Raw genomic sequence first — 16463 nt, forward strand, 5'->3', positions numbered from 1 at the left:
GTTTAATTTTCCACTCATGGATGGCGCCAGCGGGCAGTAATGCCTGGCGCCTCGTGCGTCCCCCTCGCCAGGAGCTCCCGTGTCAGGTCTTGATTCCTTCAGCCCGTCCGCCAAGCAGGTCGCCGTGCCGACCACCGACGAACTCTCCGGCGCCGTGCGCGCGCTCGTGCCCTATATGGTCGAGACGCTGTCAGGCTTCGTGGCGGCCAGGAGCCCGTCGGGCGAAGAGCAGCCCGCCGCGGAATTCATCGAAGCGGCGCTGGCGGACCTGGGCCTGCAATCCGAGCGCATCGCGCTGAGGACCGAGGACATCCGCCATCTGCCGATGTATTCGCCGGCGTGCTGCCCCGATGGCGGCCGCTACAACCTGCTGGCCACGCACCGGCCAGGCCGCAAGGGCGGGCGCTCGGTGCTGTTCAATGGCCATCTCGACGTAGTGCCGACCGGGCCGGCGTCGATGTGGAGCCAGCCGCCGTTCGAGCCGGTAGTGCGCGACGGATGGCTGTACGGCCGCGGCGCCGGCGACATGAAGGGCGGCATCGTCTGCACGCTGGCGGCGTTCAAGGCGCTGGCCAGCCTGGGCCTGCAGCCGGCCGGCGCGGTCGGCTTCAATGCCGTGCTGGAAGAGGAGAACACCGGCAACGGCGCGCTGGCCACGGTGGCGGCGTTGCGCAGCGCGGTGGGCGCCGGCAAGCTGGCTTCCTTTGACACCGTGATCATCCCCGAGCCGCTGGGCGAGAGCCTGATGAGCGCGCAGGTGGGCGTGTTCTGGATGTTCATCGACCTGACTGGCAAGCCCGCCCATGCCGCTTACATGACCAGCGGTGTCAACCCGGTCGAAGCCGGCATCGCGGTGATGGAAGACCTGCGCCAGCTCGAAGCCGAATGGAACCGCCCCGAACGCCGGCCGGCCGCGTACCGCGACCATGCGCACCCGATCAACTTCAATCTCGGCCAGATCCAGGGCGGCGAGTGGAATTCGTCGGTGCCGTGCACCTGCACGCTGGGCGTGCGCATCGGTTTCTTCCCCGACATGGACATCAACGAGGCCAAGGCCACCGTCGAAGCGCGCATTCGCGCCACCGTCGAGCGCCTGGCCAGCAACCTCGAACTGCGCATCCGCTATGAGGGCTTTCATGCCCCCGGCTGCGAATTCGATCTCGACGTGCCCAGCATGCAGGCGCTGGGCGAAGCGCACCGCAAGGTCAACGGCGTGCCGATCCGCCGCGCGGCGACTACGGCGACCACCGATGCCCGGCATTTCCGCATCGGCCTGGAAACCCCCGTGACCTGCTACGGCCCCGAGGCCCGCAATATCCACGGCATCGACGAATCGGTGTCGCTGGAGAGCATGGTGCGCGTGACCACGACGCTGGCCCAGTTCCTGGTGGACTGGTGCGGCGTGGAACCGGCCGGCGACGCGGCCTGAAGAAGCCGTGCGCAAGCACAACCGGCATTGCCATCCCGATGTCCACACCAAACTGAGGAACTGCCCGATGAACCGATTCACGATGCGCCTGACGCGGAGCGCATGTTCGATGGCGTTGGCCGCCGCCGGCCTTTCGCTGCTGCCCCTGGCCGTGCCCGCCGGCAACGCCATTGCCCAGACCAGGGGCGGTACGCTGTCCGGCATCGTCCAGCCCGAGCCGCCGATCCTGGTGAGCGCCATGAACTCGCAGGCGCCGACCCAGTACATCGCCGGCAAGATCTACCAGGGCCTGCTGACTTACACGGCGGACCTGAAGCCGCAGCCGGAACTGGCCAAATCGTGGACCATCTCGCCGGACGGCCTGACCTATACCTTCGAGCTGCAGAAGGGCGTCAAGTGGCACGACGGCAAGCCCTTCACCTCGGCGGACGTGGTGTTCTCGATCGACAAGATGCTGCGCGACGTGCACGTGCGCACGCGCGCGGTCCTCAACAAGTACATGGCCTCGATCCGCGCGGTCAACGACGGCACGGTCGAGATCAAGCTCAAGGAGCCGTTCCCGCCGTTCATCTCGATGTTCGAGACCGGCACCATGCCAATGATGCCCAAGCACATCTACGACGGCACGGACTACCGCAACAACCCGGCCAACCAGAAGCCGATCGGCACGGGGCCTTTCATGTTCAAGGAGTGGAAGAAGGGCGCCTACATCAAGCTGGCCAGGAACCCGAACTACTGGAAGAAGGGCAAGCCCTACCTGGATGAGCTGGTGTTCTACGTGATCCCGGATTCGGCCTCGCGCGCCGTGGCCTTCGAGAAGGGCGACGTGCAGGTGCTGCGCGGCGGCGATGTCGACAATGTCGACGTCAAGCGCCTGCGCGCGCTCCCCAACGTGGAATACACCACCAAGGGCTGGGAGATGTTTTCGCCCATGGCCAGCATGCTGCTCAACGAGCGCAAGCCGCCGTTCGACAACGTCAAGGTGCGCCAGGCGGTCATGCATGCGCTCAACCGCAAGATGATCGTCAACAACATCTTCTTCGGCATGGGCAAGCCCGCGGTCAGCCCGTTCTCGTCCACCACGCTGTTCTTCGACAAGAACATGCCGGACTACGACTTCAACCTGAAGAAGGCCCGCGACCTGATCAAGGAGTCGGGCGTGGACGTGGGCAAGTATCCGGTCAAGATCCTGTCGACCTCCTACGGCGCCAACTGGGACCGCCTGGACGAGTACGTCAAGCAGATGCTCGAGCAGCTGGGCTTCAAGATCAGCATCGAGTCCGCCGACGCCGGCACCTGGTCGGCGCGCGTCAGCAACTGGGACTTCGACCTGACATCGACCTACACCTACCAGTACGGCGACCCCGCGCTGGGCGTGGAGCGGCTGTACGTGACGCGCAATATCGTCAAGGGCACGCCGTTTGCCAATGTGCAGGGCTACAGCAACGCGAAGGCGGACGAATTGTGGTCCAAGGCCGGTTCGACCATGGATCCTGCGGAACGCCAGAAGTTGTACAGCGAACTGCAGAAGATCCTTGTGACCGACGTGGCCAACGCCAACCTGTTCGAGGTCGAATTCCCGACGCTGTATCGCAAGCACGTCAAGAACCTCGTGACCACCGCGATTGGCCTGAACGAGTCTTTCGACAACGTCTCGATCGAGAAGAACTGAGCGAGACGACCGATACCGCCCGCGCCTGAACCGGCCGGGCGGTCCGCCCCAGACTGCTGCCATCGCCGCAGCCCCTGCACGGGGGGCGGCGATGGCAGCCGCATCCCAGTGTCGTGGTCGCCAGCGCCGGCCGCCAGCGTGGAGCAAGCCGTGAATTTTCTATCCTTTCTTGGCGCCCGTCTCGGCAAGGCCGTGGTGGTCGTCCTCGGCGTGGTCGTCATCAACTTCTTCCTGATCCGGATGGCCCCGGGCGACCCGGCCACCGTGATGGCGGGCGAGGCCGGTGCCGGCGACGCCGCCTTCGTCAGCCAGCTGCGCGAGCAGTTCGGCCTGGACCAGCCCGTGCTGACCCAGCTCGGCATCTACCTCAAGGGCGTGGCGCAGCTTGACCTGGGCTACTCCTACCGCAACCACTTGCCGGTACTGGACCTGATCGTCGACCGGCTGCCCGCGACCTTCCTGCTGATGAGCGGTGCCTTTCTCTTTTCGATCGTGCTGGGCGTGCTGCTCGGCGTGATCTCGGCGCGCACCCGCTACGAGAACCGCCGCCGCTGGATCGACAGCGCGGTGATGTCGGGCGCGCTGCTGCTGTATGCCACGCCGCTGTTCTGGTTGTCGCTGATGGCCATCATCCTGTTCTCGGTGGTGCTGGGCTGGCTGCCCGCGTTCGGCATGGAAACCATCGGCGCGGGCTACACCGGGCTCGACCGCGTCGAGGACGTGGCGCTGCACCTGGTCCTGCCGACCGTGTCGCTGGGCTGCTTCTTCATGGCCGTGTACGTGCGCCTGACGCGCGCTTCCATGCTGGAGGTGATGGGCATGGACTACGTCAAGACCGCGCGCGCCAAGGGCGTGCCGGCCGGCCGGGTGATCCGCGTCCACGTGCTGCGCAACGCGCTGCTGCCGGTGATCACCTTCGCCGGCATCCAGCTCGGCCAGATGGCCGGTGGCGCCGTGCTGACCGAAACCGTGTTCTCGTGGCCCGGCATCGGCCGCCTGATGTTCGATGCGCTGCTGCAGCGCGACTACCAGCTGCTGCTCGGCATTTTCTTCGTGACTTCGACCCTGGTGGTGTTCTTCAACCTGGTGACGGACGTGATCTACCGCTTTATCGACCCCCGCATCGCCGCGGGCGCCACGGGAGCCGCAGCATGAAAGCCTTCCTGCAACGTTATTGCCGCAACTACGGCGCCGTGATCGGCCTGCTGGTGTTGCTGGCGGTGCTGGCACTGGCGCTGCTGGCGCCCGTGTTCTACCAGGAGTCGCCGTGGCTGATGGTGGCCGACCCGCTGGTGCGTCCATTCACCGACCCGTCCATGCCATTCGGCACCGACATGCTGGGCCGCGACATCACCGCCGGCATGCTGTACGGCGCCCGCGTCTCGCTGCTGGTCGGCGTGATCTCCACCGCGGTGGCGCTGGCCGTGGGGATCGCCGTGGGCGCGGTGGCCGGCTATTGCGGCGGCCGCATCGACGATGTGCTGATGCGCGTGACCGAGTTCTTCCAGACCATCCCGCAACTCGCGATGGCAGTGGTGATCGTGGCGATCTTCAACCCATCGATCTACTCCATCGTCGCCGCCATTTCGGTGGTGTCGTGGCCGCCGGTGGCGCGCCTGGTGCGTGGTGAATTCCTGTTGCTCAAGCAGCGCGAGTTCGTGCAGGCCGCGGTCGTGATCGGGCAGAAGCCGGTACGCATCATCGCCACGCAGATCCTGCCCAACGCCATGTCGCCGATCATCGTGTCCGCCTCGTTCATGGTGGCCACCGCGATCCTGACGGAATCCGCGCTGTCGTTCCTGGGCCTGGGCGACCGCAACATGATGAGCTGGGGCTTCATGATCGGCGCGGCGCGCACCATGATCCGCGAAGCCTGGTGGATGAGCGTGTGGCCAGGCGTGGCCATCCTGCTCACGGTGCTGTCGATCAACCTGATCGGCGAGGGCCTGAACGACGCCATGAACCCGCAGCTTCGCCGCCGCGGCGAGTGAGCGCCCGTCCGGACTAGCCAAGGAAAACCGTGATGAAAGCCAGTGACCAAGCGCCCCTGCTGTCGATCCGCGAGCTCTCGATCGCGCTCCCCGCGGGCGGCGACCGCCCCTACGCGGTGCGCGATATCTCTTATGACCTGCATGCCGGCGAGATCCTCTGCATCGTCGGCGAATCGGGCTCGGGCAAGTCGATGAGCGCGAACGCCATCATGGGCCTGCTGCCTTCCTACCTGAAGCCCGAGACCGGCAAGATCCTGTTCAAGGGCCGCGACCTGCTGGCGCAGGACGAGCCCACGCTGCTCGGCATGCGCGGCAAGGACATGGCCATGGTGTTCCAGGAGCCGTTGTCCGCGCTCAACCCGGTGATGACCGTGGGCGACCAGATCGCCGAGGTCATGCGCGTGCACCGCGCCTATCCCGGCGAGGCCCGCGCGCGCCGCGTGCTGGAGCTGCTGGAGTTCGTGGGCCTGCCCGATCCGGCCACGCTGATGCACGCCTATCCGTTCCGCCTGTCGGGCGGGCAGCGCCAGCGCGTGGTGATCGCGATGGCGCTGGCGCTCGAACCGTCGCTGCTGATCGCGGATGAACCGACCACGGCGCTCGATGTCACCACGCAGTCGCAGATCCTGGAACTGATCCGCCGCATCCAGGCCGCGAAGGGCATGGGGGTGATGTTCGTCACCCACGACTTCGGCGTGGTGGCCGAGATCGCGGACCGCGTCGCGGTGATGGAAAAGGGCGTGCTGGTCGAGATGGGCAGCGCCGACCAGGTATTGAACCATCCCCAGCATCCGTACACGCGCCGCCTGATCGGCGCCGTGCCGCACGGCCGCGCTGGCGAGCGCGCGCGCAACCGGGCCGAGACCGTGCTGGAGGTGCGCGAGCTGCGCAAGACCTATGTCACCGGCGGCGGCCTGTTCACGAAGAAGCGCGTGGTGCATGCGGTGGACGGCGTGAGCTTCACCGTGCGGCGTGGCGAGACGCTGGGCATCGTCGGCGAATCCGGGTCTGGCAAGTCCACCATCGGCAAGTGCCTGCTGCGCCTGACCGACATCGATGGCGGCGAATTGCTGTTCGACGGCCAGGACATCGCGAAGCTGTCCGAGCGGCAGTTCCGCCCGCTGCGCCGCGACGTGCAGATGATCTTCCAGGACCCGTTCGCCTCGCTCAACCCGCGCCATACCGTCGGCCGCATCATCACCGACGGCCCCGTCGCCAGCGGCGTGCCGCTGGCCGCGGCGCAGGCACGCGCACGCGAACTGCTGCAACTGGTGGGGCTGGAGGCTTCGGCTTTCGACCGCTATCCCAACCAGTTCTCGGGCGGACAGCGCCAGCGCATCGGCATCGCGCGCGCACTGGCGCTCGAACCGAAGCTGCTGGTGGCTGACGAATCGGTCTCGGCACTCGACGTCTCGGTGCAGGCGCAGGTGCTCGAGCTGCTGGACGACCTGCAGAAGCGCCTGAACATCGGGCTGATCTTCATTACCCATGACCTGCGCGTGGCGGCACAGATCTGCCACCACGTGATCGTGATGCACAAGGGCCGCGTGGTGGAGTCCGGGCCGCCCGGGCAGATCTTCGACGCCCCGCAGCACACCTACACCCAGCGCCTGATCGGGGCAATTCCCGGCAAGGATTGGGACCCGACGCTGATCCGCGCCGCTGCCTGAGCGGCGCGGGCCTCTACCGTAGCCAAAGCCAAGAAAACTGGAGAGAAGTGATGAAGAACGCCGAACTGGTCCGCCGCAAGGATGCCGCCACCCCGCGCGGCGTGGGCGTGATGTGCAATTTCTACGCCGAGCGTGCGCTGAACTCGGAGATCTGGGATGTCGAAGGCAAGCGCTATATCGACTTCGCCGCCGGCATTGCCGTGCTCAATACCGGCCACCGCCATCCGCGCCTGGTCGAGGCCATCGAGAAGCAGCTTGGCCGCTTCACGCATACCGCCTACCAGATCGTGCCTTACGCCAGCTATATCGAGCTGGCCGAGAAGATCAACCAGCGCGCGCCGGGCCGTTCCGCCAAGAAGACGGCCTTCTTCACCACGGGGGCCGAAGCGGTAGAGAACGCGATCAAGATCGCCCGCGCCTCGACCGGCCGTCCCGGCGTGATCGCCTTCTCTGGCGGCTTCCACGGCCGGACCATGATGGGCATGGCGCTGACCGGCAAGGTCGCGCCGTACAAGATCGGCTTCGGCCCGTTCCCGGGCGAGGTCTACCACGCGCCGTTCCCGTGCCCGCTGCATGGCATCAGCACCGAGGACTCGCTCAAGGTGCTGCAGCACCTGTTCAAGGCGGACATCGATCCCAAGCGCGTCGCCGCCATCATCTTCGAGCCCGTGCAGGGCGAGGGCGGCTTCAACGTGGCGCCGGCCGAATTCGTGCGCGCGCTGCGCGCGGTGTGCGACGAGCACGGCATCCTGCTGATCGCCGATGAAGTGCAGACCGGCTTTGGCCGCACCGGCAAGCTGTTCGCGATGGAGCACTACGACGTGGCGCCGGACCTGACCACCATGGCCAAGAGCCTGGCCGGCGGCATGCCGCTGTCGGCCGTGTGCGGCCGCGCCGAGGTGATGGACGCCCCCGCGCCCGGCGGGCTCGGCGGCACTTACGCCGGCAACCCGCTGGCGGTGGCTTCGGCGCTGGCGGTGCTGGACGTGCTGGAAGGCGAGAGGCTGGTCGAGCGCGGTGCCGAACTGGGCCAGCGCCTGATGGCGCGCCTGGAAAGCCTGCGCACGCGCGTGCCGCAGATTGCCGAGGTGCGCGGCGTGGGCGCGATGGTGGCGGTGGAATTCCGCCAGGCCGACGGCAGCCCCGATGCCGACTTTACGCGCACGGTGCAGAACCGGGCGCTGGAAAATGGCCTGCTGCTGCTGTCGTGCGGCGTTCATGGCAACGTGATCCGCTTCCTGTTCCCGCTGACGATCCAGGACGAGGTGATGAACGAGGGCCTGGAAATTCTGGCCGAGTCACTGACCCGCTGACCCATCCCGCGCCCATTTCACCGATAGCCCATTTCACCGACATCGACGAGGCTACCCATGCAACTCAAGGATCCCGGCCTGCTGCGCGCGCAGGCCTATCTCGCCGGCAGCTGGCAGGACGCCGACAGCGGCGCCGCCTTTGCCGTCACCGACCCCGCCAGCGGCGCCCTGGTCGGTACCGTGCCCGACATGGGCGCGGCCGAGACCCGGCGCGCGATTGACGCCGCACAGGCCGCTCAGGCCGGCTGGCGCCGCAAGACGGCGCGCGAGCGCGCCACCGTGCTGCGTGCGTGGTACGAACTGATGCTCGCGCATGCCGACGATCTCGCGCTGCTGATGACCACCGAGCAAGGCAAGCCGCTGGCCGAGGCCAAAGGCGAGGTCGTGTATGCCGCGTCCTTCCTTGAATGGTTCGCGGAGGAAGCCAAGCGCGTCAGCGGCGACGTGCTGGCCACGCCGGCCAGCGACAAGCGGCTCGTGGTGGTGCGGGAGCCGGTAGGCGTGTGCGCGGCGATCACGCCGTGGAATTTCCCGCTCGCCATGATCACGCGCAAGGCCGGGCCGGCGCTCGCCGCCGGTTGCGCCATGGTACTCAAGCCGGCCGAGGACACGCCGCTGTCGGCGCTGGCGCTGGCGGTGCTGGCCGAGCGCGCCGGCCTGCCCGCGGGCCTGTTCAGCGTGATCACCGGCAACGCCATTGCCATCGGGGGCGAGCTGACCGCGAACCCGGTGGTGCGCAAGCTCAGCTTTACCGGCTCGACCGAGGTCGGTCGCATCCTGATGCGGCAGTCCGCCGACACCATCAAGAAACTGTCGCTCGAACTTGGCGGCAACGCGCCCTTTATCGTGTTCGACGACGCCGACCTCGACGCGGCGGTGGAGGGCGCCATTGCCTCCAAGTACCGTAATGCCGGCCAGACCTGTGTCTGCGCCAACCGGCTCTACGTCCACGACAAGGTCTACGACGCGTTCGCCGCGAAACTGGTGGCAGCGGTCGCCAGGCTGAAGGTCGGCCATGGCGTCGAGCCGGGCGTGCTGCAGGGCCCGCTGATCAACGCGGAGGCGGTGGCCAAGGTCGAGGCGCATATTGCCGACGCGCTCGGCAAGGGCGCGCGCCTGCTGAGCGGCGGCAAGCGCCACGCGCTGGGCGGCACCTTCTTCGAGCCCACCGTGCTGGCCGACGTCACGCCCGCGATGCGCGTGGCTCGCGAGGAGACCTTCGGCCCGCTGGCGCCGCTGTTTCGCTTCTCCAGCGACGCAGAGGCGATCGCCATGGCCAACGATACCGAGTTCGGCCTGGCCTCGTACTTCTACAGCCGCGACATCGGCCGCGTCTGGCGCGTGGCCGAGGCGCTCGAATACGGCATGGTCGGCATCAACACTGGCCTGATCTCCAACGAGGTGGCGCCGTTCGGCGGCGTCAAGCAGTCGGGCCTGGGCCGTGAAGGCTCGAAGTACGGCCTCGACGAATACCTGGAGATCAAATACCTGTGCATGGGGGGCGTGGACCGGTGAGCGACACACAAGCGCAAGACCGGCCCAGGGCCGTCGGCACGGTGCAGGTCGACAATGAACGCGTCGTCGTCACCGAGTGGCGCTTCGCGCCCGGTGCGCAGACCGGGCACCACCGCCACGGCTACGACTACGTGGTGGTGCCGATGACCACTGGCGCGTTGCGCCTGCAGACGCCGGCTGGCGAGGCGGTCAGCCAGTTGGTCGCCGGGCAGGCCTACTACCGTGCGGCCGGGGTCGAACACAACGTCATCAATGCCCACGAAGGCGAATGCGTGTTCGTGGAGATCGAGATCAAGCCGGCGGCGGGCGCCGCGGGCGGAGGAAGTTGCCAATGAGCGCCACGAGTCAAGCCAATCCCGCCCTGCGCGAGCGTAATGGCGGGCAGATCCTGGTCGAGCAGCTGCGCATCCAGGGCGTGCGGCGCGTGTTCCTGGTTCCGGGCGAAAGCTACTTGCCGTGCATCGACGCGCTGTATGACCACCAGGACGCCATCACACCGATCGTCTGCCGCCAGGAAAGCGGTGCCGGCTACATGGCCGAGGCCCACGGCAAGCTGACCGGCGAGCCCGGCGTGTGCTTCGTCACGCGCGGCCCGGGCGCCACCAATGCCAGCATCGCCGTGCATACCGCGTTCCAGGACTCGACGCCGATGATCCTGTTCGTGGGGCAGGTGGGCAACGATTTCTACGAACGCGAGGCGTTCCAGGAAATCGACTACCGCCGCATGTTCGGCCAGATGGCCAAGTGGGTCGCGCAGATCGACCGTACCGACCGCATTCCCGAGTTCATCGCACGTGCGTTCGCGGTCGCCACCAGCGGCCGTCCGGGCCCGGTGGTGCTGGCGTTGCCCGAGGACACGCTGTGGGGCAAGGCCACCGTGCCCGACATGCCGCGCTACGTGCGCAGCCACGCCGCCCCGACGCCGCAGGCGCTGGCGTCGCTGGCGGGCCTGCTGGAACAGGCCGAGCGCCCGTTCCTGATGATCGGCGGCTCCGGCTGGACTGCGCAAGCGCAGCGCCAGATGGAGGGCTTTGCCGAACGTTTCGGCCTGCCGGTGGGGCTGGCGTGGCGCCGCCTGGAGTGCTTCGACAACCACCATCCCAACTACGCCGGCCACGTCGGCTGGGGCATGGGCGAAGCGCTGCGCGCGCGCATCCGCGAGTCCGACCTGCTGATTGCCGTGGGCACCCGCATGGGCGAGGCCACCACCGAAGGCTATACCGTGGTGGAAAGCCCGCTGCCGCGCCAGCGGCTGGTGCACGTCTATCCGGACCCCGAGGAACTGGGCCGGGTGTTCCGCGCGGAGCTGCCGGTCGTCGCGGACGTGGTCTCGTTCGCGGCCGCCGTGGATGGACTGCGCCCGGCGCGGGCTCACCACCGCGCGGCGCTGGTGGAACGCGCGCGCCGCGATTACCTCGACAGCCAGACGGCGCAGGCCGCGCCCGGGCCACTGAACCTGAACCAGGCCGCCTGCCATGTGCGCGAACGCCTGCCCGAGGATGCCTGCATCACCGTCGGCGCCGGCAACTACGCCGTCTTCCCGCATACCTATTACCGCTACAAGGGCCTTGGCACCAGCCTGGCGCCGACCGTGGGCTCGATGGGCTACGGCCTGCCGGCGGCCATCTCGGCCAAGCTCGAGCATCCGCAACGCACCGTGGTCTGCTACGCCGGCGACGGTTGCTTCCAGATGAACCTGCAGGAGCTGGGCGTGGCCATGCAATACCGCCTTGGCATCGTGGTGCTGGTGTTCAACAACGGCATCTGGGGCACCATCCGCGCGCACCAGGAGCGCGAGTTCCCGGGCCGCACCATTGCGCTGGGCTTCGAGAACCCGGAATTCGCGGAACTGGCGCGCGCGTACCGCGGTTATGGCGAGGTGGTGGCCAGCGACGCCGAATTCGGCCCCGCGCTGGACCGCGCGCTCGACTTCGCGGCCACGCACAGCATGCCGGCGCTGCTCGAACTGCGCTACGACCCGGACGGCATTGCGCCGGGCATGACGCTGTCGGGCATCCGCGCCGCGGCGCTGGCGCGTCAGGCTGCCGGATGAGCGCCGGATGAGTGCCGGATGAGTGCCGGATAAGCCGGGCTTCCCTCTACCACCATACCAAGACCATGCGTGCCTTCTTCTCGGATGAACAGTTGCTGCATGAACCCCGCCAGTTCATGCGCGCGGGCCGGCTGTGCAAGCCGACCGACGTGCCGGCCCGCGCGGCGGCGCTGCAGCACGCGCTGGCCGCGCGCGGCATCGGGCTGGCCGAGCCGCCCGATTGCGGGCGCGCGCCGCTCGAGGCGGTGCACAGTCCGGGCTACCTGGATTTCCTCGCCGGCGCGTATGCGCGCTGGCAGGAACTGGCACGTCCGGGCTTCGAGCCTGGCATCGAGGTGCTGCCCAATCTTTCCCCATACCACAACGGCAAGGTGGGCGAACCGCGCAGGCCCGTGTGTCCGACCGATTCGGTCATCGCGCAGGCCGGCTACTACCTGGGCGACCTCAGTTGTCCGCTCGGGCCGGACAGCTGGCGCGCGATCCTGCGCGGCGCGCACAGCGCGGTGGCTGCCGCGCGCCATGTATGCGAGCGGCAGGACGGGGCGGGCATGGCCTATGCACTGTGCCGTCCGTCCGGCCACCACGCCCACAGCGACCGCGCTGCGGGTTTCTGCTACGTCAACAACTCGGCCATCGCGGCGCAGACGCTGCTGAACCGCTTCGGCAAGGTGGCGGTGCTGGACGTCGACGCGCACCACGGCGACGGCACGCAGCAGATCTTCTATCACCGCTGCGACGTGATGACGATCTCGCTGCATGCCGATCCGGCCGGCTATTACCCTTTCTACACGGGCTATGCCACCGAACGCGGCTATGGCGCGGGGTATGGCTACAACCTCAATTTCCCGTTGCCGCATGGCAGCGGCGACGACGCGTTCCTGGCGGCGCTGGACGGCGCGCTCGACGCGCTGCGCGACTACCGTCCGCAGGCGGTGGTCCTGGCGCTGGGCTTCGACACCTACGAGAACGACCCCATCAGCGTGCTGAAGGTGAGCATGGACGGTTACCGCGGCATCGGCGAGCGCATCCACGCGCTGGGCCTGCCCACGGTCGTCGTGCAGGAGGGCGGCTACGAGGTCGAGGCGATCGGGCGCGGTCTTGACGCTTTCCTGGCGGGCTTCGCGCCGGCCACGGCGTAAGCCGGCGGCAGCTTTTTGGAATACTGGAGAACAGCAATGACCAGCAAGATCGCTATCGATGGCAAGCGCCTGTGGCAGTCGCTGATGGACCTGGCGCGGATCGGCGCCACGCCGAAGGGCGGCAATGCGCGGCTGGCGCTGACCGTGCTCGACGGGCAGGGCCGCGACCTCGTGTGCGGCTGGATGCGCGAGGCCGGCCTGACCGTCACGGTGGACCGCGTCGGCAATATCTTCGGCCGCCGCGCCGGACGCAACCCTGCGTTGCCGCCGGTGATGACCGGCAGCCATATCGATACCCAGCCAACCGGCGGCAAGTTCGATGGCTGCTTTGGCGTGCTGGCGGGGCTCGAAGTCATGCGCACGCTCAATGACCACGGCGTGACCACGGAGGCCCCGCTCGAACTCGCCATCTGGACCAATGAGGAAGGCACGCGCTTTGTGCCGGTGATGATGGGCTCGGGTGTGTTCGCCGGCATTTTCCCGCTGGAAACGGCATTGGCAGCGACGGACGCAGACGGCAAGCGCGTGGCGGACGAGCTGCAGGCCATTGGCTATGCCGGCAGCGTGGAAGCAGGCGGGCGCCCGGTCGGCGCGTATTTCGAAGCGCATATCGAACAGGGCCCCGTGCTGGAAGGCGCCGGCAACGTGATCGGCGTGGTGACCGGCTCGCTTGGGCTGCGCTGGTATGACGTGACCGTGACCGGCATGGAAGCCCACGCCGGCCCGACGCCCATGCCGATGCGCCGCGACGCGTTGTATGGCGCCACCCACGTGATGCAGGAGGTGGTGCGCATCGCCAACGATTTCGCGCCGCACGGGCGCGGCACGGTGGGCGTGGTCAATGTCCACCCGGGCTCGCGCAACGTGATTCCGGGCGCGGTGAAGTTCACGGTCGACCTGCGCCACGAGGACGCCGGCAAGCTTGCCGAGATGGATGCCAGGTTCCGTGCCGCCTGCCAGGCGCTGGCGCAGGGCAAGACCACGGGTGCCCGCCTCGACGTGAGGGTCGACGACGTGCAGTACTTTGCGCCGACGCCGTTCGCACCGGAACTCGTCGACCATGTGCGGCGCGAGGCCGTGGCGCGCGGTTACAGCCACCAGGACATCGTCACGGGCGCGGGTCACGACGCCGTCTACATGGCCAGCGTGACACCGACCGCCATGATTTTCGTCCCATGCAAGGACGGCATCAGCCACAACGAAGTGGAGGATGCCCGGCCCGAGCATCTGGAAGCCGGGGCCAACGTGCTGCTGGGCGCGATGGTGGCGCAGGCCGGCGCATGAGTCCCGCGGCCCGGGGGGCGCCCGGCTGGTGGCGCGGCGGCCTGCTATTCCTGTGCGTGGTGACGCTGTTCGCTACCGTGGACGCCACCGCCAAGCATCTGGTCGGGCGCTATCCGGCGCCGTTTCTCAATGCGGTGCGTTACGCCGCCACGCTGGCCGTCGCGGGCGCCATGCTTGCCGGCTCGGGCAGGCTGCGCTTCTGGGACACCCCGCACCGGGGCCTGCTGGTGGTGCGCGGGCTGATGCTGGCTGTGGTCGGCACCTGCTTCATGACCGCGCTGCTGTGGATGCCGCTGGCCGAAGCCACCGCCATCTACTTCATGGCGCCACTGATGGTGGTCGGCCTGTCGCCATGGATGCTGGGAGAGAAAGTCGGCTCACGCCAGTGGCTGGCGGTGGCGGCCGGCTTCAGCGGCATGCTGCTGATCGTGCGGCCCGGCGGTGCGGTGTCATGGCTCGGCACCGTGCTGATGCTGGCCGCCACACTGGCCTACGCCATGCTGCAACTGCTGACGCGGCGCATGGCGGGGCAGGTGGACGCGCGCGTGCAGTACGGCGTTGCCGCGCTGATCTGCATGGTGGCCACCGGCGTGCCGGCACCGTTCTTCCCGCCGCCGGTCTGGCCCGACATGGCCGACTGGCTGGCCATCCTGGCCATGGGGTTGATGAGCGCGGCGGCGCAGGTATTGCTGATCCTGGCGCTGCAGCGCGCCCCCGCTTCGCGCCTGGCGCCGCTGAATTACTTCCACTTGCTGCTGGCGCTGCTCTATAGCGCGCTGTGGTTTGGCCGCTGGCCCGACGCACTGGCGCTGGGCGGCATTGCCCTGATCGTCGTGGCGGGCCTGACGCAGACGCTGCCCGCGCCTGCCGCCATGTCAACCAAACGAGGAATCCGATGAGCGAGATACGCGACCTGTCTTACTGGCAAGCCCGCGCGGCAGCGGTGCGTCCGCAAAGCCGCGCCTATATCGGCGGCGCATGGACCGACGCCGCCGACGGCGCCACCTTCGATACCATCAACCCGGCAACCGGCCGCGTGCTGGCCAGCGTGGCCGCGTGCGGACCGGAAGACGTGGGCCGCGCGGTGGCGGCGGCGCGCCGCGCCTTCGAGCAGGGGGTCTGGGCCGGGCTGGCCCCGCGCGAGCGCAAGGCCGTGCTGCTGCGCCTGGCCGCGCTGATCGAGGCGCACCAGGAGGAACTCGCGCTGCTCGAAACGCTGGACATGGGCAAGCCCATCGGTGACACGCTGGCCTATGACATCCCGGAGGCGGCGCGTACCTACGCCTGGTATGCGGAAGCAATCGACAAGATCTACGACGAGATCGCTCCCACTGGCAGCAGCGTGCTGGCCACCATCACGCGCGAACCGCTGGGCGTGGTGGCCGCGGTGGTGCCGTGGAACTATCCGCTGCTGATGGCAAGCTGGAAGGTTGCTCCGGCGCTGGCCGCAGGCAACAGCGTCATCCTCAAGCCGGCCGAACAAGCGCCGCTGACCGCGCTGCGCCTGGCAGAGTTGGCCGCGCAAGCGGGCATTCCCGCGGGCGTGTTCAACGTGGTCCCGGGACTGGGCGCGCAAGCCGGACAGGCACTCGGCCTGCATCCCGACGTGGACTGCATTGCGTTCACCGGCTCCACGGCCACCGGCAAGCGCTTCATGGAGTACTCGGGCCAGTCCAATCTCAAGCGCGTCTGGCTTGAGTGCGGCGGCAAGTCGCCGCATATCGTCTTCGACGACTGCCCGGACCTCGACCGCGCCGCGCAGGCGGCCGCCATCGGTATCTTCAACAACCAGGGCGAGATCTGCATTGCCGGGTCGCGGCTTTACGTGCAGCGTGCGGTGTACGAGTGCTTCATGGCGAAGCTGGAGGCCTGCGCCAGGGCCATGCAGCCGGGCGACCCGCTCGACCCGGCCTCCGCCATGGGTGCCATCGTCGACGCGCGCCAGCTCGACCGCGTGATGTCGTATGTGGAAGGCGGGCAGCGGGAGGGCGCGAGGCTGCGTCTGGGCGGCGAGCGCGTGCGCACGGATACCGGCGGCTTCTTTCTGCAGCCGACCATCTTCGAATGCCCGAGCCAGTCGCTTGCCATCGTGCGCGAGGAAATCTTTGGCCCGGTGCTGGCCGTGACCGTGTTCGATACCGAGGACGAAGTCGTGCGCATGGCCAACGATTCGCCGTATGGCCTGGGATCGGGCCTATGGACCGCGAACCTGGCGCGGGCCCACCGGGTGTCGCGCCGGCTTCGGGCCGGGCTGGTGTGGGTCAACTGCTATTTGGACGGCGACGTCACCGTGCCGTTCGGCGGCGTCAAGCAGTCGGGGTCCGGGCGCGATAAGTCGCTGCACGCGCTGGACAAGTACACCGACCTCAAGACCACCTGGATCAGCCTGGCGTGAGG

13 protein-coding genes are annotated in these 16463 nt (G+C 68.0%); all 13 read left to right on the forward strand.

Features of this window, described 5'->3' with window-relative positions; translation table 11 throughout:
• The first annotated feature begins 79 nt into the window (after positions 1 to 79).
• Positions 80 to 1429 carry an ArgE/DapE family deacylase gene (locus AC3FNH_RS16130; RefSeq protein ID WP_488720742.1) on the forward strand — a complete coding sequence of 450 codons (1350 nt, stop codon included), beginning with the start codon at positions 80 to 82 and terminating at the stop codon, positions 1427 to 1429.
• 67 nt (positions 1430 to 1496) lie between these two features.
• On the forward strand, positions 1497 to 3101 hold the full coding sequence (locus tag AC3FNH_RS16135; RefSeq protein WP_488720743.1) for an ABC transporter substrate-binding protein: 1605 nt from the start codon (positions 1497 to 1499) through the stop codon (positions 3099 to 3101).
• Between the two features lie 150 nt (positions 3102 to 3251).
• Positions 3252 to 4256 (forward strand): ABC transporter permease, encoded by a 1005-nt coding sequence (locus tag AC3FNH_RS16140; RefSeq protein ID WP_488720744.1) that lies wholly within the window; start codon positions 3252 to 3254, stop codon positions 4254 to 4256.
• A complete protein-coding gene (locus AC3FNH_RS16145) occupies positions 4253 to 5092 on the forward strand; it encodes an ABC transporter permease (RefSeq protein ID WP_488720745.1) in 840 nt (279 codons plus the stop codon). The genes AC3FNH_RS16140 and AC3FNH_RS16145 overlap by 4 nt, the downstream gene beginning before the upstream one ends.
• A 32-nt stretch (positions 5093 to 5124) precedes the next feature.
• On the forward strand, positions 5125 to 6762 hold the full coding sequence (locus AC3FNH_RS16150; protein WP_488720746.1) for an ABC transporter ATP-binding protein: 1638 nt from the start codon (positions 5125 to 5127) through the stop codon (positions 6760 to 6762).
• A gap of 50 nt (positions 6763 to 6812) precedes the next feature.
• The gene (gene gabT / locus AC3FNH_RS16155) at positions 6813 to 8075 is read left to right on the forward strand and encodes a 4-aminobutyrate--2-oxoglutarate transaminase (RefSeq protein ID WP_488720747.1); all 1263 of its coding nucleotides are present in this window, start codon (positions 6813 to 6815) and stop codon (positions 8073 to 8075) included.
• 57 nt (positions 8076 to 8132) lie between these two features.
• Complete coding sequence (gabD, locus tag AC3FNH_RS16160; RefSeq protein ID WP_488720748.1) at positions 8133 to 9590, forward strand: NADP-dependent succinate-semialdehyde dehydrogenase; 1458 nt, start codon at positions 8133 to 8135, stop codon at positions 9588 to 9590.
• Complete coding sequence (locus tag AC3FNH_RS16165) at positions 9587 to 9925, forward strand: cupin domain-containing protein (RefSeq protein WP_488720749.1); 339 nt, start codon at positions 9587 to 9589, stop codon at positions 9923 to 9925. Before gabD ends, AC3FNH_RS16165 begins: the two co-directional genes overlap by 4 nt.
• Positions 9922 to 11643: a thiamine pyrophosphate-binding protein gene (locus AC3FNH_RS16170; protein WP_488720750.1), complete on the forward strand. Its 1722-nt coding sequence runs from the start codon at positions 9922 to 9924 to the stop codon at positions 11641 to 11643. The genes AC3FNH_RS16165 and AC3FNH_RS16170 overlap by 4 nt, the downstream gene beginning before the upstream one ends.
• A 65-nt stretch (positions 11644 to 11708) precedes the next feature.
• A complete protein-coding gene (locus AC3FNH_RS16175; RefSeq protein ID WP_488720751.1) occupies positions 11709 to 12782 on the forward strand; it encodes a histone deacetylase family protein in 1074 nt (357 codons plus the stop codon).
• Between the two features lie 36 nt (positions 12783 to 12818).
• Positions 12819 to 14066 (forward strand): Zn-dependent hydrolase, encoded by a 1248-nt coding sequence (locus AC3FNH_RS16180; RefSeq protein WP_276101739.1) that lies wholly within the window; start codon positions 12819 to 12821, stop codon positions 14064 to 14066.
• Positions 14063 to 14965, forward strand: a complete 903-nt coding sequence (locus AC3FNH_RS16185; protein WP_488720752.1) for a DMT family transporter — start codon at positions 14063 to 14065, stop codon at positions 14963 to 14965. Before AC3FNH_RS16180 ends, AC3FNH_RS16185 begins: the two co-directional genes overlap by 4 nt.
• Positions 14962 to 16461, forward strand: coding sequence for an aldehyde dehydrogenase (locus AC3FNH_RS16190; RefSeq protein ID WP_488720753.1), 1500 nt, complete (start codon positions 14962 to 14964; stop codon positions 16459 to 16461). Before AC3FNH_RS16185 ends, AC3FNH_RS16190 begins: the two co-directional genes overlap by 4 nt.
• Positions 16462 to 16463 lie beyond the last annotated feature (2 nt).

The organism is Cupriavidus sp. 22TCCZM01-5 (assembly GCF_057798915.1).